Genomic DNA, 19311 nt, shown 5'->3' with positions numbered 1-19311 from the left:
CTGTCCACCATCGGGATCATTTGAAACCGCCATGTCCGCAGAAACACCGCGAACCCCCTCCCCGTTGCGGCTCGGCCGCAAGACCACGAATGCTAGAGGTGTGGCAGCTTGCAAGCAATTGATTTCCCGTTGCGAAGGCAACTTTTCTTGCCCCAACACGTCCTTGTGACGATGGGGTATAACCCTCGGCGTTCAAAAGACTTCAAGTGTTCGCGAAGGAGGCTAAGCGTGCGACCGACCGTACAAATTTCGCTGGATGTGACCACCATCGACGAGGCACTGTCTACTGCTGAGATGGCTTTGCGGGCAGGCGTGGACTGGCTTGAAGCCGGCACGCCGCTCATCATCGCGGAGGGCATGAACGGCGTCCGCGCGCTACGGCAGCGGTTTCCGCAGACGCCGATCGTCGCCGATCTCAAGACCATGGACGGCGGCTACCTGGAAGCCGAACTGATGCACAAAGCCGGAGCGACCCACATCGTCGTGATGGCCCGGGCGCACGAGGAAACGATCAAGGTGGTCGTCAAGGCCGGGCGGGATCTGGGCGTCAAGATTATGGGGGACAACCTCGGCTGCCCCGACATGGTCGCCGGGGCGAAGATGCTTGAAGACCTCGGGTGTGACTACGTCATCCACCACATCGGCTACGACGAACGCCGAGGCATCGCCGCCCGCGGCGAGCGAATGCCTTCGCCACTCGATGAGCTTCGGCAGGTCGTGCAGGCGGTCAAAGTTCCGGTACAGGCGGTCGGCGGCTTGACGATCGAACAGGCAGTCGCGACGCCGAGCTACGGCGCCCCACTGGTGGTATTGGGAGCCCCACTCACAATCGATGCTGACGCCTTTAAGACCGCCAGCGGGGATGTCGAAGGCTCATTACGGATGATCTGTCAGAAAGTGCACGCGTATACGTGATGCCCAAGTAACATCAACGATGCGATTGGTGCGCAGTTGAAGGTTCGCGCCCACCGCAGCGCGGTTATTTGACGGTTCCCTGGCCATGTCGAAGAACGCCCCACCCAATTGACCTACGCTTCCCGCAGGTGATACGACCGGATGCTGTTCTGCTGGAAGTCGGGGTAGGCGCCGATATCGTGCTCGGCCAAGTCCAGGCCATCGAACTCGTCGGCCTCGTTGGACCGCAGATTGCTCGCGAGGAACTTGAAGACTCCGAACGCCGCCGCCGCCGAGACGGCTACTGCGACAACCAACGCCAATAGTTGCACTCCAATCGCCTGGAACGTGCCACCAACGCCTCGCCCGCAGAAGATACCGGCACAGACCGTTCCCCACGCACCGCCAACGAGATGGATCGCGACTGCGCCGGCGGGATCGTCGATCCGCAGCCGCATGTCGATCTCGACCGCCGCCCATGGGACCAGTACGCCCGCCCCACCGCCAATGATAATGGCAAAGATGGGGTAGACGTTTGCCGCGCCTGCTGAGATGGCGACGACGCCACCAAGCATGCCCGTGATCATCAGCAACACGTCGGGCTTGCCGTAGCGGAGCCTGCCCAGGACCAGGCTCGCAACGATGCCTGCTGCGCCGGCGAGCACGCCGTTGAGCGCCGCCCGCCCACCGCCTGCCGCCAGGAGTGACGCCAACCCGGCGAACATGATCAGGGCACCCAGGCCCGCGAGCGGCACGCTGTGGCCGGGGATGATGCTGGCCGAGCCGTCACGGTGGTACTTGTTGGAGCGGGCGCCGACCGCTTTTGCACCAAACAACGCAAACACCCCACCGGCCATGTGAAGCCAGGACGCTCCGAAGTCGTCAATCACACTGAGTCTCGCAAGCCATCCCAAGCTCGACCGGGACCAGAACGCCAGCACCGGCACGACGACCGCTGCCAGGACAATGGTGACAGGAAGCATCGCGAAGAAGCGTGATCGCTCCCCAAGGGCGCCGATGACGATTCCGGTTGCCACGGTCGTAAACAATAGAAAGACGCTGACTTCGGCAGCCGCCTCGGCGTTGAACCAATGCCGGAAATCCATGGCGAAGATCCGGTTGTTCTCCTGGGTGACGATCGCAGCGCCCAGAACGTAGAACGCCAGCGCGGCGATGCCGAAGTCGCAGATGACGCGGGCGACCACACCGGCAGCGTTTTTTGCACGGGTCAGACCGGCCAGGTACATGCCCAGCCCGACACGCACGAGGAGGATGGAAATCAAGATAAAGGCCGACATCGAAGCTCCTTCGAGTTCCCCGCACGCGACTGGGACAAAGGTATAAGGCAGGGACGGGAATTTGTCATGGGACGCGTTGTCGCCTCCACACAAGCAGTTCTGCACAGCATGGGTTCTTGCGCGAAGGACGAACGAGTCGGTCAGAGTCGTTCAACGGGAAAGGATTTGAACGAGTTCGAAGGTCATCCGCGTAACAACCCATCCCTTCGGGGATGGCGCTTTGAGGGAACTCCTACGCGGGAACCAGCTTCGCGAATCGTTTACCGAGCTTGACAACCGCAGGCTTCGTGATTGAAATCGCTGCGTGGAAATCCAGGAACTTCTCGCCATCGAGATAGACCGCGCCTTCCTTGATCTTTCGCGTCGCCTCACCGTTACTCGCGGCCAGGCCCGCTTTCACCAGGAGCGCGGCCATGCGGTGTTCACCCGCCTCAATCGCCACTTCCGGGACGTTGTCGGGGACAGCCCCTTTCTGCGAGTGCACGCGGTCCCACTCGGCGACCGCCGCGTCGGCGGCCTCCGTTGAATGCAACTTCGCCACGATGTGCCTCGCCAGCGATACCTTCGCATTGCGCGGGTCGGACGCGATCTGCCGCTTCATCTCGTCTAACGGTAGGTCGGTGACGAGCGTGTAGTAGCTCTCCATCAGTGAGTCCGGCAGCGACATGATCTTGCCGAACATGCTGTCATTGCCGCTGGGGGCGTCAGTTACACCCACGTAGTTCTTCAGCGACTTGCTCATCTTCTTCACGCCGTCGGTGCCGACGAGCAATGGCGTGACGATGACCACCTGCCCGGCAAGTGGGTCGTCGGGCTTCTCTTCCTTCTGAAACTCGCGGCCGACGAGGTTATTGAAAAGCTGATCGCTGCCGCCCATCTCGACATCGGCATCGATCATCACGCTGTCCCAACCCTGCAACAGCGGGTAGAGAATCTCGTGCAGGCGAATGTCGATCCCCTCTGCGTAGCGCTTGGCGAAGTCTTCGCGCGTCAGGATCTGCGCCACGCTCTTTCGGCTGGCGAGCTTGATGATATCCACCAAGCCCATCTTGCCGAGCCATTCGCCGTTGTAGCGAATCTCCAAGCTTTCCGGCGACGTCAGGAGAATCTTGCCGACCTGGGCGACGTAGGTTTTGGCGTTGGCGTCAATCTCTTCGCCGGATAGGACCTTGCGCGTGGCGTTCCGGCCGGTTGGGTCGCCGACGCGGGCGGTGTAGTCGCCGATGATGATGACCGCCTTGTGGCCCCACTCCTGGAACTGCCGCACGACGCTCAGCGGCACGGCGTGGCCGAGCGTGACGTCGGGGGCCGTCGGGTCCATGCCGAGCTTGATGCGCAGCGGCTTGCCAGTGGCGTAACTCCGCGCCAGCTTTTTGCGCAGGTCTTCTTCGGAGAGAATGCGTTCGCAGCGGCGGGAGAGAATTCGAATCTGGTCGTCAATCGAGGGAAGCATGGTTAGGCTGTCGTTTCCTGGGGTGGACGTTCAAAACAGAAAAGGCGAATCCTGATCGGGCAGAGCGACGCTATGACTTCCAAACCCATCATCTTTCGGCACCGCATCGGCTGGTTGGGCCTGGCGCTGGTGCCCCTACTGCTGACAGGGCTTGCCGCCGTCTACGTCGGCGTCAGCATCCAGTTTCTGGGGACCATCACCGCCAAGCCCGGTGCCGGCTGGGCCGTGCTGCTCCTAGGACTGCTGGCGATGGTATTTGCCGTCGGAGCTTTGTCCATGCACTGGGATCTGGAGATTGACCGACCCGCCGGGCAGGTTCGCCGGACACGCGGCACGCTGGGGATGAAGCGCAGCTACGCATACGACCTGAAGTTCTTCGATCGGGTCACGGTCACCCATCACCTCTTAACGACTCACAACGGCGGTTCGTACAGCCGATTTCGTGTGTCGCTGTCGGGTAAGGACATCAGCGTTTACGTCACCGAATATTCGACGAAGCAGCAGGCGGCGGACAAAGCCGGCGACATTGCAATCTATCTCGACCTGCCCACCGAGATTTGTGACGAGGCATGACCAGCACTTTGCGGAACGGGCTGCCATCCCGTTATGACAGGCGAGCCTGCTTGCCGCCTTGGCGCGACTCGTGCCCAGATCAAATCAGCCTTCCGCCCCACCCAGTTCCCGGTTCTCGAACAGCAGCAGTCCTGCCGCCAGCGCGAAGATGGCGAACCCGACCGCATACAAACTTGCCACACCGAAATAGCCCCAGATCGTCCAGAGGTCGACCGCATTGGGATGACGGACGGCGTCCATGAACTGCGTTCCCGGAACCCGCACCTCGCGGTAGACCGTGTGCTGGCGGAAGTCGAACACCTGGAGGAACGGCACCACAGTCGTCGCCAGCCACGCCAGGCCGCGGGTGACGACCGAGCTGTTGGCGTCCATGTTGCCGAGGAATCGAGTCAGGTTGCCGGCCACGTAAAAGAGGATGACCGCCGGCAGGTTGACCACGAGCGAAAACCGCACCGACAGCGCCACGCCGATCGCCGCCAGTGCCGCAATTTGAAGCCAGACCAGCAGCAGGCTGGGGATCATGCCCATGATGTGCATCAGGCGGTAGTCGGCGATCTGTTTGAGGACCAGGTCGTCCAGGCTGTTGACCTGAAGCTGGTAGTCCGTCGGCACCCGCCAGTAGATCGCCCCGCTGATGACCACGCCCAGGATCACGATCGCAAGTAACGCCCCGACGATGATGCCCAGGTATTTGCCGAGCAGCACCTCCCACTTACGGACCGGCTTGCTCATGAGTGTGAGCATGGTGCGGTCTTCGATCTCGTCGTAAACGCTCTTGCTGGTGGCAAAGAGTGTCGTGAGCAGCACCAGGAGAAGGACGATGTCCAGCGCGACCGACTTGAACATGGTCGAGTCTTCGCCGAGCGTGAAGAACGGCAGCATGGCGAAGATGAACATCAGCGCGCAGCCGATGCCTATGAGAAGAGAGAAGATCGGCTGAACGATCGACTCACGGAACGTATGGCGGGCGATGACGAGCGTGCGGTACATGGTTGGAGAGGATTGTACGGAGAGTCCCTGCGTCCGGCGAGTGTCAAATGGGGGGCAACGTGCCCCAGTGCCTTCGTACCTGACTTCTGCCTGCCCAAGTCATCATTCTTTCCGTCATTGCCCGTCTCCCATATCGCCCCTACCATTCTCGCACTATGAGTACCGCGCTTGCGTCCCCTCCCATTGCCATGCCCGACAGCGCCGGCCATTTCGGCCAGTACGGCGGCGTTTTCGTCCCTGAAACGCTTATCTTCGCCCTCCAGCAACTCGAAGCCGAGTACCGCAGTGCCCAGGCCGATCCGGCATTCAAGGAGGAACTCGACGGCTACCTGCACGACTTTGTCGGCCGGCCCACCCGGCTCTACTTCGCGAAACGTCTGACCGACAAGTTCGGCGGTGCCAAGATCTACCTGAAGCGCGAAGACCTCAATCACACCGGCGCGCACAAGATCAACAACACCATCGGCCAGGCGCTGCTCACCCTCCGTATGGGCAAGAAGCGCGTCATCGCCGAGACCGGTGCCGGCCAGCACGGCGTGGCGACGGCAACCGCGGCCGCGCTGTTCGGCCTTAAGTGCGACGTCTTCATGGGTGCCGAGGATATCCGCCGACAGAACCTCAACGTCTTCCGCATGAAATTGATGGGGGCCAACGTCATCGAGGTGACCAGCGGATCGAAAACGCTCAAGGACGCGACCAACGAAGCGATGCGCGACTGGATGGGATCCGTCGAAGACACGCACTACATCATCGGATCGGTCGTCGGCCCCCACCCGTTCCCCATGATCGTCCGCGACTTCCAGGCGGTCATTGGTGTCGAAAGCAAGCAGCAGTGCCTGGATATCGAAGGCCGTCTGCCCGATGCAGTGATCGCCTGCGTTGGCGGTGGTTCCAACGCGGCCGGCATCTTCGCCCCGTTCGCGGCAGACACCGGTGTTAAGCTGATCGGCGTTGAAGCCGGTGGTCGTGGCGGTGCACTCGGGCAGCATGCGGCCGCCCTTTCGCAGGGTCAGCCGGGCGTGCTGCACGGCTCGCTCAGTTACGTCCTTCAGGACGCCGACGGCCAGACCGCCGACGCCCATTCCTGTTCCGCCGGCCTCGATTACCCCGGCGTCGGCCCGGAGCACGCCTATTGGAAAGACAGCGGCCGGGTCGAGTACGTCACGATCGACGACGACGAGGCGCTGGAAGGCTTCAAGACCCTCGCCCGCTGTGAAGGCATCCTGCCGGCCCTCGAGACGGCGCACGCGATCGCCTATGTGGCCAAGCTCGCCCCGAAGATGGGTAAAGACAAGGTGATCGTGATCAACCTCTCCGGCCGTGGCGACAAGGATTGCCAGGAAGTGGCGCGGCTGCTGGAAGGCAAGATGTAGGGGCACACGGCGTGTGCCCGACGGCTCCAACGATTAGGCAGGGTCCGCCTTGGCGGACGCGTCCAAAGGTGCTCGAGCGCCACACGTCCGCCAAGGCGGACCCTACGAATGCCGTCGGATAAACGCCGTCACTTGATCAGGATGCGTCACGGCGATGATGTGCCCGCCCTTCGATACCACCTCTGTCGGCGACGTCAGCTGTGCCGGCAGAACCCAATCCCGCTCCCCGTGAATGTGGTAGATCGGCACCGATGTCGCCGGTGGCGGACCTTCCTTGCCCCAGGTCAGCACGGCCTGGGTTGCCCAGCGGAAGAAGTCGGCGTCAAGACTGCCGCCGAGCTGAAGAAACTCGCGGATTCGCCGGGGCATGAGCCACCCGTAGCTGAAGCCCAGAAATCCCGCCACCCACAGGAACAGTTCGAACGGAATCAACCGGCACAGCGGGGCCAGGGGACGCACGACACGAATCATCCACGGCAATTCGTCCGGCGATCGCACGGCGCCCACGAGCAGGCATGCCCGGGCATTGACGAAGGGGAGCATCTCCAGCGAGAGAAACCCGCCGAACGACGCCCCGCCGATCACACATGGCCGATCGGGCCCGATGTCGGCGGCCAGCCGATGTGCGTATTGCCGCAGTGTTTCATCCCGCTTCGGCGGAAGCCAGTGAGGGACTGTCAGGTTGGGGATGGCGGCGAGTTGCTCGGCGAACATCCGCTGATCGGCACCCATGCCGGAGAAGAGGATGAGGGGGAGCGGTTCGCCCATGACTCCGTTCTTTCCATAGCACGGCAATGAAGAAGCCCCGGCACCACTGGGGTGTCGGGGCTAGCTATTCTAGGTACAAGTTGTCCAAAGCTCCCGGTCAATCCAAATTCATCGACATCAGGAACTGCGCGTTGCTCGCCACCTTCTCCAACCGGCCCTTCAGAAGCTCGACGGCTTCGACCGGGTTCATGTCGCTCAGCACGCGACGGAGACGGTAAACCAGTTCGAGTTCCTTCTTGTCCAGCAGCAGCTCTTCACGCCGCGTGCCGGAGCGGTTGATGTCGATCGCGGGGTACGTTCGGCGGTCGACCAGACGACGGTCAAGGTGCAGTTCGGAGTTACCCGTGCCCTTGAACTCTTCGAAGATGACTTCGTCCATCTTGCTGCCGGTGTCGACCAGCGCCGTCGCCAGGATCGTCAGGCTGCCGCCTTCTTCGATATTGCGGGCAGCGCCGAAGAACCGCTTGGGCTTCTGCAGTGCGTTGGCGTCAACACCGCCGGACAGGATCTTGCCCGAGTGCGGGACTTCGGTGTTGTAGGCGCGGGCCAGACGCGTGATCGAGTCCAACAGGATGATCACGTTCTTCCCGAACTCGACATACCGCTTGGCCTTTTCGATCACCATCTCGGCGACCTGCACGTGACGGCTGGCGGGTTCGTCGAAGGTCGAGGAAATAACCTCGGCCTTGGTGTTCCGCTCCATGTCCGTTACTTCTTCCGGACGCTCGTCGATCAGCAGGATGATCAGCACCGCATCAGGATGATTCGTGCTGATACTGTTTGCGATCTTCTGCATCAGGACCGTCTTACCGGTACGCGGCGGCGCGACGATCAGCATGCGCTGACCCATGCCGATCGGCGTCACCAGGTCGACGATCCGCATGTTCATGTCCTTCGGGTCGGCCTCGAGGACGATGCGCTTGTGCGGGTGCAGCGGCGTCAGGTCTTCAAACGTGCCGGTCTCGGTGATCTTGTCCGGGTCTTCGCCGTTGATCGCCTCGACACGCAGCAGCGCGAAGTAACGCTCGCTCTCCTTCGGCGGACGAATCTGGCCCTGCACGACGTGGCCGTTGCGCAGGCCGAACCGGCGGATCTGGCTCGGGCTGATGTAGATGTCGTCGGGGCCGGGGAGATAGTTGAACTCCGGGCTGCGGAGGAAGCCGAAGCCGTCGGGCAGAATCTCCAGCACGCCTTCGCCGTACATCAGGCCGTTCTGGCGGACGCGGCTGCGAAGGATCTGGAAGATCAGGTCCTGTTTCTTGAGGCCGATGTAATCCTGAATGCCTTCATCGCGGGCGATGTCGTGCAGCTTCAGGATGTCCATCACCTGCAGGTCTTTGATGAAGAGCTTGCCGCCCTTGACCTGCTCGTACTTGGCGTTGGTTTCGGCGTCGATGTTCGAGACGTCTTCCGACTGGGGCTCTTCGCGACGTTCTTCGCGGCGTTCGCCACCGCCGCCACCGCCGCGGTTATCGCGGTTGTCACGGTTGTCGTAGCGGGGCTGTTGGGGCGGGCGGTTTCGGTCGCCGCCGCGATCGTTGCCACGGTCCTGCTGGGGGCGGTTGCGGTCGCCGCCACGGTCGTTGCCGCGATCACCACCTCGGTCGCCACGTCCCTGATCGCCACGTCCCTGTTCGGGCCGGCGGTCGTTGCGTTGGGGGGGACGATCGTTGCGGTCGCCGTTGCCTCGATCGCCGGTACGCTGTTCCGGTCGATCCTCGCGTCCTGCGGGGCGCTCGTCGCGCGGCGCAGGCTCTTGACGGACTTCTTCACGCGATTCGACGGGTGTCGGAGCAACCACAACCGGGGCCGCCACGACGGGGGCCGGCTTGGGTTCGGGCTCCACCGCGACGCTCGGCGCGGCTTCCTGTACTTCAACTTCCGTCTCAACGGGTTCTACAACTGCTCGTGTGCGACGGGGACGACTGCTGCCTGCTTTGGCCATTGGTCTCAAGGCCTCCTGTGAGGGGGAATGATCTGTGGGTTATCAGTATGAATTGCATCGCGACTCGCCCGGGTGGCGATTATCGCGCGTCTTATCCGGCGGAACAGATCGGTTCTGACGGGAAAGGACGCCGCGCCCGCTGTCTCAAACCGTCGGGCTACGGTCATTGCGAGGTATGGCGATACGCTCGCCACTCCCCGCCGCTCCGATCCTGGTGCCATCAATGACATTCGCAGAGTCGGGGGAACCCTGCCAGACCTCGACACGATGCCGAGCCTGTCAGGCGGGTGCGGTTTCCGGCAAACGCCGGTGTTCTGTCAATCAGTCGAGATAACGCAGTATTTTGGGGTTCGAGTCGATTGGTGGCAGACACCTTCTGCGGCGCTGTCGTTTATCGCTCGCTGACCTGATTCGTTGGCCTGCTACGTCACTGATGTTCTTGTGATACTCGTTTGAATTGCCTGACGGCGGGTAGATTCAGTTCATTCTCTGGCTCAAGCGGTGCCACCCAACAAACACGGCACCGGTGCGCTCCTGATCCTGCCGATACTACCCGCCAAGGCTCGATCTGTTACGCTCGATCTGTCACCAGATCTCCCCGCCTGCTTGCACTGTAGGCAGGTCGGTCGCCCCATTCAATCGAAAACAGGGCGGTTATATAGGACAGACAAACTGTGCGATCAAGCGGCGCCGTTAAGGAGGCAACTCATAGCCGAAGCTAGTTCGCCCGGAGGTCGGATACAATTCTGGAGAGCACCTGCCTGACCTGACGGCGCAACTCGCATGAGCCGCTGATCTCGCCGTCTACCGATGCTACTGGGGAGTCAACTTCCGGTGGGCGGGCGGGATCTTTCGTAGCGGGACACGAATCAGGCGTTTCCGCCGCGTTCGTGATCACATAATGAGACAGTCTCCGCTTTTTGTCCAGAGGCCATTGTGAAATTTCCCGACGTCTTAATTCCCCGGCGTCCCACCCGCGGGATCTCCTGACCCGATCCAGCCGGACGTCGTCGGGGGTATCCACAAAAACCACCGCGTCGCAGCGATCTGCCAGGCCGACCTCAAAAAGGAGCGGCGTATCCCAGATAAACGCGACGGGCCGCTCCGATTGCTGCGCAGCCTGCTGCATCACCGCATCACGCAGATTCGCCACCACCGGGTGCAGCAGGCTTTCGAGCCATTGCCGCTCGGCCGGCACGTTGAACACCTTCGACGCAATCAGCTTACGATTGATCAGGCCCTGCGGGCCAATCGCTTCATCACCCCATCGTTGCCGAATCTGGTTCAAAACTTCCGGGAGAGCATAAGCCTCGGTGACCTGTTTATCGGAACTGATCACCAGACATCCCAAGTTGCCAAAGAGGTGCGCGACGTGGCTCTTGCCGCTGCCGACACCGCCCACGATGCCAATGATAGGGATACCCTGAAACACCGGATGGAATGATAGCCGAGGAACGGTCAGCCGCTACGCCTCCCCCGTGAACGCGGGTTCCCGCGAACTCAGATCGGTCGGCTTTCCATGATCTCAATCCAGTTGCCGCCGGGGTCTTTCAGCAGCAGAGAATCCTGTCCTGCGTACAGCCCCTTCTGGCGGGTGTAGTCGATCTCTAACCGCTCGATCTGTAGCCGCGTGGAGGTGAGCGATGGCACTTCAACTCCGAGTGGTCGCAGGCTGTCGCGTTCGAACAACGGCTCCAGAACATGGAACGACACTCGGTGCTTCTCCGCCCGGTACACCGGCCCCTGGATCGCCCCCGCCGGCAAGGCCGGCAGAGGCCGTCGCACGCGCGCCGCTGGCAGGTTCGGTGCCGCGTCGCCGAGGATCGGCGCCGTGGGCGGGCGGACGGGCAACTCCTGATCCTCCCGCTCCATCCGCAACAGACCGACGTAGAACGCGTCGAGCTGCGGCTCCTTCCCGGGCGGCGTGAGCAATACAACGTCGTCCACCGCCACCAGCCGAACTGGCGGCGGCTCGGGAAGGATCGGACGCGGGTCGCGCTGCAGTTTCAACGGTTCGCTGTCGTCGGCGAGTTCCATACCCGGATTTTAGCCGATTCGCGTCGCGGGGCGGGCACGTTCCGCCGAAGAAAGTACACCACGACGAATGGCGTTCCCGCCCGCGAAGCTCACGCCCACCACTTCTCCGTCGGAATCTCGCGGATCGCGTTCGTGCCACAATGAATGCTTCCGCCGGAGTTGTGATAAATGGCAGCGTCCGCAAAACGGACGGTTGTATATCCGGCCCCGCGGAACACAGCGGCGGCGTAGTCTTCGAGAATGTCGCTCGCCGTCCCGCCACGCCAGGCGACCTTCGGCCCCTGCGCCTTTCCGGTGATGACCGTACCGCCGTCTACCAGCGAGTTAACGTGATTCATCGTGAATGCGCCAAGGCGTGGAGGGCCTTCAATGACCACGCTTTGGCCGATCGGTGCACCCTGGAAGAACGCGTCCGGGCCGTAGAAGAGCACCGGCATCTTGATCAGGGTCGCCGCCGGGTTGGTTGCATAAGTAAACACATCGCCGGCCTTGGAGACGCCCGTCCAGTAGTGCTTGAGCAGGAAAGCTTTGGCTTCAGGGAAAACGCAGTCCTTGGACCGCTGTCCGTCGGCCCAGCCCGACCAGGTGGTTCCGCCGTTGTCGCTGTATCGCAGCCGGTAGCGGTCGGCGTCGGTGAACTTAATCTGGAAGGTGCGTTTCACGCCGGAAAGAAACTGCGTAAACGCCCCACCGCGTACGAGCCTGGCGGTGCCCGTGTTGGCACCTGCCGCGGCCGGCGTGGTGAGCTCTTCCGTCAGCTTTAACGCCGACTTGATCGCGTTCCATGCCGCCGGCAGTCGGCTCGCCGCCATGGCGTATTCCATGTTCTGCTGGCGCAGGATCGGGTTGTTCAGGTACACCGATGCCTTGACGCCGGCAGGGTCGGCGTTCGGCAGCCACTCGTTGCCGTTGAGCGTAGGGTGCATCTTCACATTTGGGTTCAGCTTCGCCGCCCAGAGCAACAGAGCCCAGGCCGATTCCGGATCGGCCACCGCGACATGCTTGCCATCGGCGGCATAGTGAATCACCTCGTCCACATGAGCGACGCTGAGCCAGTCGTCGAGTTTCAGGTCGATCACCTGATGCGTGCCCTGCGCCGCAATGAAGTCCTTCAGGAACTGCGGCATTCCGCTGGCAAGCATGTATCCGGGCTGACCGGGCTTTCCGCCGGCCTTGCCGATGCCCTCGATATCGCCGCCGAAGGCGCTGCTGGTGACGTGCGGAAACCCGGCAACATCCGTCGCCACGCCTACGCCCGATCCCAGCAGCGTTCCGCGTACGAACGACCGCATGGTCACCCCTTGTTCGAAAAAGACGTCGGTTGCCCTGGGCAGATCGAGCACCGCCGACATCGATCCGTAGGGAGCGGCGACGTAACCGATCTCATACCCGTCCTGCTGCCAGATATCCCCACTGCGCGACTCGACCTTTCGGCTGCCGAACACCTGCGACATCGTGTTGCGCAGTTCTGCGTTATCGAAGCCGTAACGGTTCATGTTCTCGACGATCGCCTTCTTCACCTTCATCCGGTTGTCCGACAGCACGAACGGCGCGACGCGAAGAACGGCGGTGTCGGTCATCACGGTCGGCGGCTCGGCCGGCTCGCCGGCGACGACGATGTCGGTGAGGATCGGATCGTATTCGATCGTCAGCTTCAGTCGGACCTGTGCCCCGGCTCGCAGCCCCTCGATGCCGAACTCCAGGTAGCCGTCGCCGCCGAGATCGGACATCGCATACTCGTTCAGAGCGGCGGGGTTGTTGACGAACCGGATCGTGTCACCGAGACCCGGCCCGAAGACGGCGACATCGCCGGGCTGGACGGTGAGGTTTCCGTCGGCAGTCTGTTTCGACGGGAAAAAGACACGCACCCGATCCTGCGGCAGGATGCCTTTGTGGAATGCCGAGTCGGTCGCCGGGCCAATGATCTGTAGCGTCACCTTGTACTGGTAGGACTCGAAGTCGGACCCGAGGCGGTACAGGCGGAACCGGCCGACGTCGGCCAGGTCGGCGGTGTTGTCGATGATGTTGTTGGGCGCGGCCGGACGGCCATTCCAGTTGCCGCCGGCCCAGTTGTCGGGGGCGAGCGACGTGGTGTTGTCGCGATCGAAGTTGGGCAGGATGACCGCCCCGGCCCCCAGCTTGCCTGACGTCCAGGTCTCTTCTTTCGTATTGTCGGCGACGGTAATGACGCCGTCGCGATTGGAATCGACACGAATGTCAGTCTGGGGAAAGAGTGCCGAAAAAAGAGTTCGCGCTTCGAGGGTTTGGATTTGCATGACGACAGCTCTGGACAGAGGGAAACAGCGGCCACGCGGGCGCGCGGCATCGGCACTGAAGAGACGACGATCGCCCTTACGAGATATCACTGTGCACGTATTTCGAGCCGACGCCGGCGACATGCGCCTGCGGCTCAAATTCGAATGGATTTCCGGACCTGGATATGTTCGCCGGGGCGATCTCCAGTCGATTGGCGAAACAGGACAAGCCACAGGTAAGTCGAGGGGGCCTCCCGGGCCTGCTCGCCAGATGCGAAGTTCCGATTCTGCAGCTTCAAGTCGTCACTTCGCCTCTCCCCAATTCGCCGCCCAGGCGGCCTCAACCTTCAGCGGCACCTTCAGGCCCATCTTCTCCCCCGCCGCCGTCATGACCTCCTGGACCATCTTTGCCTCGACTTCGACCGCGTCCCTGGGCGTTTCGAAGACCAGTTCGTCGTGGACCTGCAGTAGCATCTTGCTCGGGCGGTTATCTGCCCGTAGTCGGCGGTAGACATCGACCATCGCGATCTTGATCAGGTCCGCCGCCGACCCTTGGACCACGCTGTTGATCGCCATCCGCTCGGCGGCATTGCGCATGTGGATGACGCCGGAGTCGATCTCCGTGATCGGCCGTCGCCGACCGATCAGCGTGCTGACATAGCCATGATCCTGCGCGTGCTTCACGCACTGCATCAGAAAATGCTGGATGCGAGGGAACCGGGCGTTGTACGACGCGATCAGTTGCTTCGCGGCCGAGACCGACAGTCCTTCGATTCGCTGAGCGAGCCCGAATGCACTGACGCCATAAATGATGCCGAAGTTGATCGTCTTCGCCTGCCCGCGCTGGTCGCGGGAGACCTGATCGAGTGGAACGCCGAACACCTCAGCGGCAACGGCGCGGTGCACGTCTTCGTCGGCCTCAAACGCCTTGATCAGCGCCGGCTCCTGCGACAAGTGGGCAAGGATGCGCAGTTCGATCTGGCTGTAGTCGGCCGACAGCAGGACATTCTTCTCCCGATCGCCGGCGACGAACGCCAGGCGGATGCGCCGGCCTTCATCGGTGCGGATAGGGATGTTCTGCAGGTTCGGGTCCGACATGCTCAACCTGCCGGTCGCGGCACCGGTCTGGTTGAAGCTGCCGTGGATACGGCCGGTCTTCGGGTTGATGTAATCGCCGAGGTTGTCGAGGTAGGTGTTCTTAAGCTTGATCAGGCTGCGGTATTCAAGAATCAGTTTCGGCACGGGGTGCATGTCGGCGAGCTTTTCCAGCACCTGCACGTCGGTGCTCGGGCCGCTCTTGGTCCGCTTGACGACTTTCAGCTTCAGCTTGGTGAACAGCACCTCGGCGAGTTGCTTGGGCGAGTCGGGGTTAAACTCGACACCGGCCTCGGTCATGATTCGGGCATGAAGGGCGTCGGCCCGGTCGCCGAGGACGACGCTCTGTTCCTTAAGCACTGCCGGATCGACGGCGATGCCGTTGTGTTCCATCTCGGCGAGCACATCGATCAGCGGCGTTTCGACGTCGTCGATGAGCTTCTGAAGTTCCGGGATCGCCGCCAGGCGTGGCGACAGGAGGTTGGCGAGCCTCAGCGCAATGTCGGCGTCTTCGGCGGCGTAACGGCCGACCCTTTCTACATCGATTGCCGCCATCGACAGCTGTTTGACACCTTTGCCGATCAGATCGCTGGTCGGGATCTTCTGGAACGCCAGCATCTCGCGGGCGAGTGAATCGATGCCGTACTGGTTGCGACCGGCGTCGAGCAGGAATGCCGCCATCATGGTGTCGACTTCGATCCCGCGGAGCGTGACGCCCGCCATCCGCATCACCAGCAAGTCGTACTTGATGTTGTGGCCGACCTTCTTGATCGATTCGTCTTCGAGAATCGGCTTGAGCGCCGCGAGCACTTCTTCACGGCCCAGCAGTGGCGCAGTCGATTGTCCCGCGACGGGGACATACCAGCCGGTTTCGGCTTCCCACGAGAAGCTCAGGCCGACGAGGTTCGACGCCATCGCGCCCAGGGCGTCGGTCTCGGTGTCGAATGCAAACCGTCCGGCCTTTCGTAAGCCGTCTGTCAGTTCGGTGAGTTGCTCGGTCGTCGTGACGATCCGGTACGGCAGACCCGCCGAGGTTTCGAGCACCGGACCGCTATTGGTGATGCCTGCCGGTTCGGCGTCACCGCCGCCTCCGCCGGAACCAAAAAGGGTGCCGTCACCAAAGAGCGAATCCGAGAATCCGTCGCCGGCCGCCGCCACCACCGGGGCAGCTTTGCGGGGCTTTGCTTCGGCCGGCGGCGGGCCGAGGCGTTTGAGCAACGCCCAGAAATTCAGTTCCTGAAGGTGCTTTCGCAGGCCGGCGTCGTTCAAACCTGTATACCTGCACGCCTCGGGGTTGAACGGAAAATCGACATCGCGCCGCAGGGTCACCAGTTGCCTCGACATCTTCAGTTTGTCGGCGTGCTCGATGAAGTTCTGCTTGAGCTTTGGCGTCAGGTCGTCCAGATGTTGCAGAACCGCGTCGGCCGACCCGTATTTCTTCACCAGCTTCACAGCCGTCTTCTCGCCGACACCCGGGATGCCGGGGATGTTGTCAGTGGTGTCGCCGATGAGCGTCTGAATCTCGACCGCTTCCTCAGGGGTATAGCCGAGCTTGGCTTCAAGGCTGGCGGGGTCGATTACCTCGTCCCCCTGCACATCGTACATCTTGACGTTAGGACCCAGCAGTTGCCGCAGATCCTTGTCCTTCGAGACCATAAAGACCTCGAAACCATCGTTCTTCAGTTTCTCGGCCATGGTCGCCAGCAGGTCATCGGCTTCGAACCCGGGCTTGGCGAAGATGGGCACCCCGGCGTCTTCGACGACCTTCAGAATGCGCTCCTCCTGGGGGGCAAAGTCGTCGGGAGGGCGCGTTCGGTTGGCCTTGTATTCGGGGAAAATCTCGCGTCGAAAGACGGTTTCGTCGCCGGAATCGATGACCATCGCCAGGTAATCGGGCTTTCGCTGGTCGATCAGGTTCAGGAGCATCTGGGTGAAGACGTAAGTCGCCTTCGTCGGCTCGCCGGTGGGGCTGGTCAGATCGCGAAAGGGGGCAAAATAGGAGCGATAGATGTGGGCATGGCCGTCAATGATGTAGAAAGAGCGTGGCATCGGGTCGAGATTCTATTGGCGTTTGAAGGCATGGATATAGGCTGGCCGGAAACTTCCTAAGGTTGACTAAACCGACGCTTGTGCCTTTTCCTTGACCCCCCGCCCTGCCCTTCGGTACATTAAGACAGGTTCAAGCGGCGGAGTCTTGGTTTTTCCCGATGATGGGCATTTGTTGACGCGGATTTGAGGTGACGCCGGCCTCCGCGTTGTGCCCGAATGTCGGTTCCTTCCCCACACGTTGAAGTGACGCCGTGGCTGTTGTGACTGTCAGCAGACATGGATTGACGTGTTCGCTCTGAGTGCACCTGGTCTTTTCACACCCTGGAGGTCGTGATGCCCCCCCCGCTCCCAACGCAACAAGGGTCTCGCGCCGGTCTGATCACCGCGATCGTCATCTTTGTCATTCTCTGGTTGGTTTCGACCGTGGTTTACTTCCAGGAACGCGGACTTCGCCAGCAGGCTGAGAACAACGAAAAAGCGGTCGTGGACAAAATGAAGGGCATCGGCCCTGCGGACCAGACCGATCCGAACCTGACCGCCGCCCGTGAGGAAATGAAGGAATCTCCACTGAACGTGGACAACGCCTTCGATCTGGAGCGCAAGAAGAAGGAGTTCCTCGCCAAGGTCATCACCGGCCAGGCTGGTATTCCGGCCGACGACGCCAAGAAGTTCGGCGAAGGCGCGATCAACAAGTCGCAAGCCACGCTCAAGGCCGCCAACCTCCAGCCCGGCGACCTGGGTTTGAGCGCCACGCAGAACGACAGCCTGGCCAGCACGCTGGAGAAGTTCGCCGACGCGGTCGTGAAGCTGGACGCCGAGAAGCGTGCCGCGCTCGCCGCCACAACGGCATCTGAAGCCAAGAACGCCGCCCTGCTCGCCCAGCACAAGACCGCGCTCGACAGCAAGGTGGCGGAGGTCAAGGCGCTTCAGGATCAGCTCGCCGCCCGCCAAGCTGACCTTGACGCGGTGATCGCCAAGCAGGCGACCGCGATGACGGACGTCAACACCAACACGTCCAACCAGATCAAGCAGCTCACCGACCGGGCGACCGCGGCCGAGCAGTTGGTCGTCGCGGCCAACGCCCAGGTACCGCCACTGGTGGCGGAGATTGCCCGCCTGAAGACCGCCCTCAAGCCCTACCGCCTGGACCCCAGGGATAACACCGTCCGCCTCGCCGATGGCGTGCTCACCCGCGTGCCCGGCGACGGCACCTGCTACATCAACCTCGGATCGTCCGACGCCATCGCCGCCGGCATGACTTTCGAAGTCTTCGACAAGGACCGGGGCATTCCCCCGTTGAATGCCAACATCGAAGGCCTCGACGACGAAACCGCCCGCCGAACCAAGGAAGCCAATGACAAGCTGACATCGGTTCAGCAGAGGGGCCCCGCCGGCGTACCCGGTGCGGTCGGGTCGACCGCGACGGAGCGCTACGACCGGCTGCCGGATACGTTCAAGGGGTCGATCGAAGTGATCAGCGTTGGCCCCGGCCACACGTCGCAGTGCCGGATCGTCAGCGTGCAGAAGGGTGTCGTGATTCGCGAAGGCGACATCATCGCCAACCTGGTTTACAACAAGGCCGTCAAGTTCCGATTCGCCACGTTCGGCGACTTTGACCTGGACTACAACGGCGTTCCTTCAGCGCCCGATACGGCTACGGTTCGCCGGTTGATCGTTCAGTGGGGTGGGACGGTCACGCCTCTCAACACGCCGCAGGAACTCGAACCCAATACCGACTTCCTGGTGATGGGCCATCGTCCCACCGTGCCGGTGCTGTCTCCGGAGGACGCGGCCGATGCGGTCCGCATGAAGCAGGTGGAAGACGCCAAAACCGCGGCCGCTCAGTACGACGCCGTCCTGGATAAGGCCAAGGAGTACAGCATCCCGGTGCTGAACCAGACCCGTTTCCTCTACTACACCGGCTATTTTGATCTGCGAAGCCGGTAGAATTGGCGAACGACCACGCCATTGCCAGTCCATTGAATAACGATGCCGGGGCACGCGATGCCATTCGCGTGCCCCGGCTTTCGTTTGCCCCGATCGTTTCGCTCTCAGGTCTATTTTTTCGCAACCTGTAGACCCGCCTTGCGTGCGATCGACATCAGCGCCCGTCGATCGACTTTCATGCGTTGGCGTTGAATCGTTCGAGCCATCACCGACGGGCACAGCAACAGGGTCAGGGGGCTGGGCTGCGGACCATCGGTTTCTGTGTTCTCCGCGACGATCTTCAACTGCTTCATCTCCCGGCCGCGGATCGGAACGGATTTGACGATCTCGCGCAGCAGCTTCCCCTGGTGGTTCAGCGATTTGGTGGTTACGACACGTTTACGTCGCTGGCTGACGATCACGACCAGCAGCAGAAGTCCGACCGCTCCGGCGACATAGGGAAGCAGATCGGGAGCATCGGTGTTGCCGCCCACGCTGTCCTGAATGCTGCGAAAGACATCTTCCTGACTGGGTCCGGCGGCACCGGCGCCGCCCGCAAACGGGACTGCCAACGCCAGCAGCAGAGTCAGACCAAGGTTTCGGCTGTGCATTGAGTCAATCCAGTGAGGAACCAGTCCTGTGCGGAGCCAATCCT

The 19311-nt window shown here is 62.0% G+C and carries 14 protein-coding genes; 4 read left to right on the top strand and 10 right to left on the bottom strand.

All coding sequences use genetic code 11. The annotated features are described in order from the left end of the window. Positions 1 to 228: 228 nt before the first annotated feature. Entirely contained in the window at positions 229 to 915 is a 687-nt protein-coding gene (locus tag IPV69_RS02735; RefSeq protein ID WP_206293383.1) for an orotidine 5'-phosphate decarboxylase / HUMPS family protein, read from the top strand. Between the two features lie 113 nt (positions 916 to 1028). On the opposite strand, the gene IPV69_RS02730 is transcribed toward IPV69_RS02735, so the two are convergent. Further along, the gene (locus IPV69_RS02730; RefSeq protein WP_206293382.1) at positions 1029 to 2192 is read right to left on the bottom strand and encodes an ammonium transporter; all 1164 of its coding nucleotides are present in this window, start codon (positions 2190 to 2192) and stop codon (positions 1029 to 1031) included. Between the two features lie 232 nt (positions 2193 to 2424). Then, positions 2425 to 3645: a tyrosine--tRNA ligase gene (gene tyrS / locus IPV69_RS02725; RefSeq protein WP_206293381.1), complete on the bottom strand. Its 1221-nt coding sequence runs from the start codon at positions 3643 to 3645 to the stop codon at positions 2425 to 2427. A 72-nt stretch (positions 3646 to 3717) separates the two neighbouring features. Between tyrS and IPV69_RS02720 the strand changes: the two genes are divergently transcribed. Then, positions 3718 to 4218, top strand: a complete 501-nt coding sequence (locus tag IPV69_RS02720) for a hypothetical protein (RefSeq protein WP_206293380.1) — start codon at positions 3718 to 3720, stop codon at positions 4216 to 4218. Positions 4219 to 4302: 84 nt separating this feature from the next. Here IPV69_RS02720 and IPV69_RS02715 read toward each other — a convergent pair whose 3' ends face one another. Next, positions 4303 to 5208 (bottom strand): ABC transporter permease, encoded by a 906-nt coding sequence (locus IPV69_RS02715; RefSeq protein ID WP_206293379.1) that lies wholly within the window; start codon positions 5206 to 5208, stop codon positions 4303 to 4305. Between the two features lie 155 nt (positions 5209 to 5363). Here IPV69_RS02715 and trpB point away from each other — a divergent pair, with 155 nt between their 5' ends. Then, positions 5364 to 6581: a tryptophan synthase subunit beta gene (trpB, locus tag IPV69_RS02710; protein ID WP_241179958.1), complete on the top strand. Its 1218-nt coding sequence runs from the start codon at positions 5364 to 5366 to the stop codon at positions 6579 to 6581. A gap of 102 nt (positions 6582 to 6683) precedes the next feature. Here the strand turns inward: trpB and IPV69_RS02705 are convergent, their stop codons facing one another. From IPV69_RS02705 to polA, 6 genes are all read right to left on the bottom strand, one after another. After that, positions 6684 to 7349: an alpha/beta fold hydrolase gene (locus IPV69_RS02705; RefSeq protein ID WP_206293378.1), complete on the bottom strand. Its 666-nt coding sequence runs from the start codon at positions 7347 to 7349 to the stop codon at positions 6684 to 6686. 97 nt (positions 7350 to 7446) lie between these two features. Then, positions 7447 to 8745 carry a transcription termination factor Rho gene (rho, locus tag IPV69_RS02700; RefSeq protein WP_390884392.1) on the bottom strand — a complete coding sequence of 433 codons (1299 nt, stop codon included), beginning with the start codon at positions 8743 to 8745 and terminating at the stop codon, positions 7447 to 7449. 1267 nt (positions 8746 to 10012) lie between these two features. Continuing rightward, on the bottom strand, positions 10013 to 10726 hold the full coding sequence (coaE, locus tag IPV69_RS02695) for a dephospho-CoA kinase (protein WP_206293376.1): 714 nt from the start codon (positions 10724 to 10726) through the stop codon (positions 10013 to 10015). A 68-nt stretch (positions 10727 to 10794) separates the two neighbouring features. Next, on the bottom strand, positions 10795 to 11331 hold the full coding sequence (locus tag IPV69_RS02690) for a VOC family protein (RefSeq protein ID WP_206293375.1): 537 nt from the start codon (positions 11329 to 11331) through the stop codon (positions 10795 to 10797). 89 nt (positions 11332 to 11420) lie between these two features. Next, the gene (locus tag IPV69_RS02685) at positions 11421 to 13607 is read right to left on the bottom strand and encodes a protein-arginine deiminase family protein (RefSeq protein WP_206293374.1); all 2187 of its coding nucleotides are present in this window, start codon (positions 13605 to 13607) and stop codon (positions 11421 to 11423) included. Between the two features lie 282 nt (positions 13608 to 13889). Further along, positions 13890 to 16730, bottom strand: a complete 2841-nt coding sequence (gene polA / locus IPV69_RS02680; protein WP_206293373.1) for a DNA polymerase I — start codon at positions 16728 to 16730, stop codon at positions 13890 to 13892. Between the two features lie 333 nt (positions 16731 to 17063). On the opposite strand from polA, the gene IPV69_RS02675 reads away from it, so the two are divergent. Further along, the gene (locus IPV69_RS02675; protein WP_206293372.1) at positions 17064 to 18677 is read left to right on the top strand and encodes a hypothetical protein; all 1614 of its coding nucleotides are present in this window, start codon (positions 17064 to 17066) and stop codon (positions 18675 to 18677) included. Positions 18678 to 18787: 110 nt separating this feature from the next. On the opposite strand, the gene IPV69_RS02670 is transcribed toward IPV69_RS02675, so the two are convergent. Continuing rightward, positions 18788 to 19267 (bottom strand): hypothetical protein, encoded by a 480-nt coding sequence (locus IPV69_RS02670; protein WP_206293371.1) that lies wholly within the window; start codon positions 19265 to 19267, stop codon positions 18788 to 18790. Positions 19268 to 19311 lie beyond the last annotated feature (44 nt).

Origin of the sequence: Humisphaera borealis (assembly GCF_015169395.1) — a bacterium.
GTDB classification, from domain to species: Bacteria; Planctomycetota; Phycisphaerae; order Tepidisphaerales; family Tepidisphaeraceae; genus Humisphaera; species Humisphaera borealis.
The sequence above is the reverse complement of the archived record's forward strand: the minus strand, read 5'-3'. Positions and strand labels throughout refer to the sequence as shown.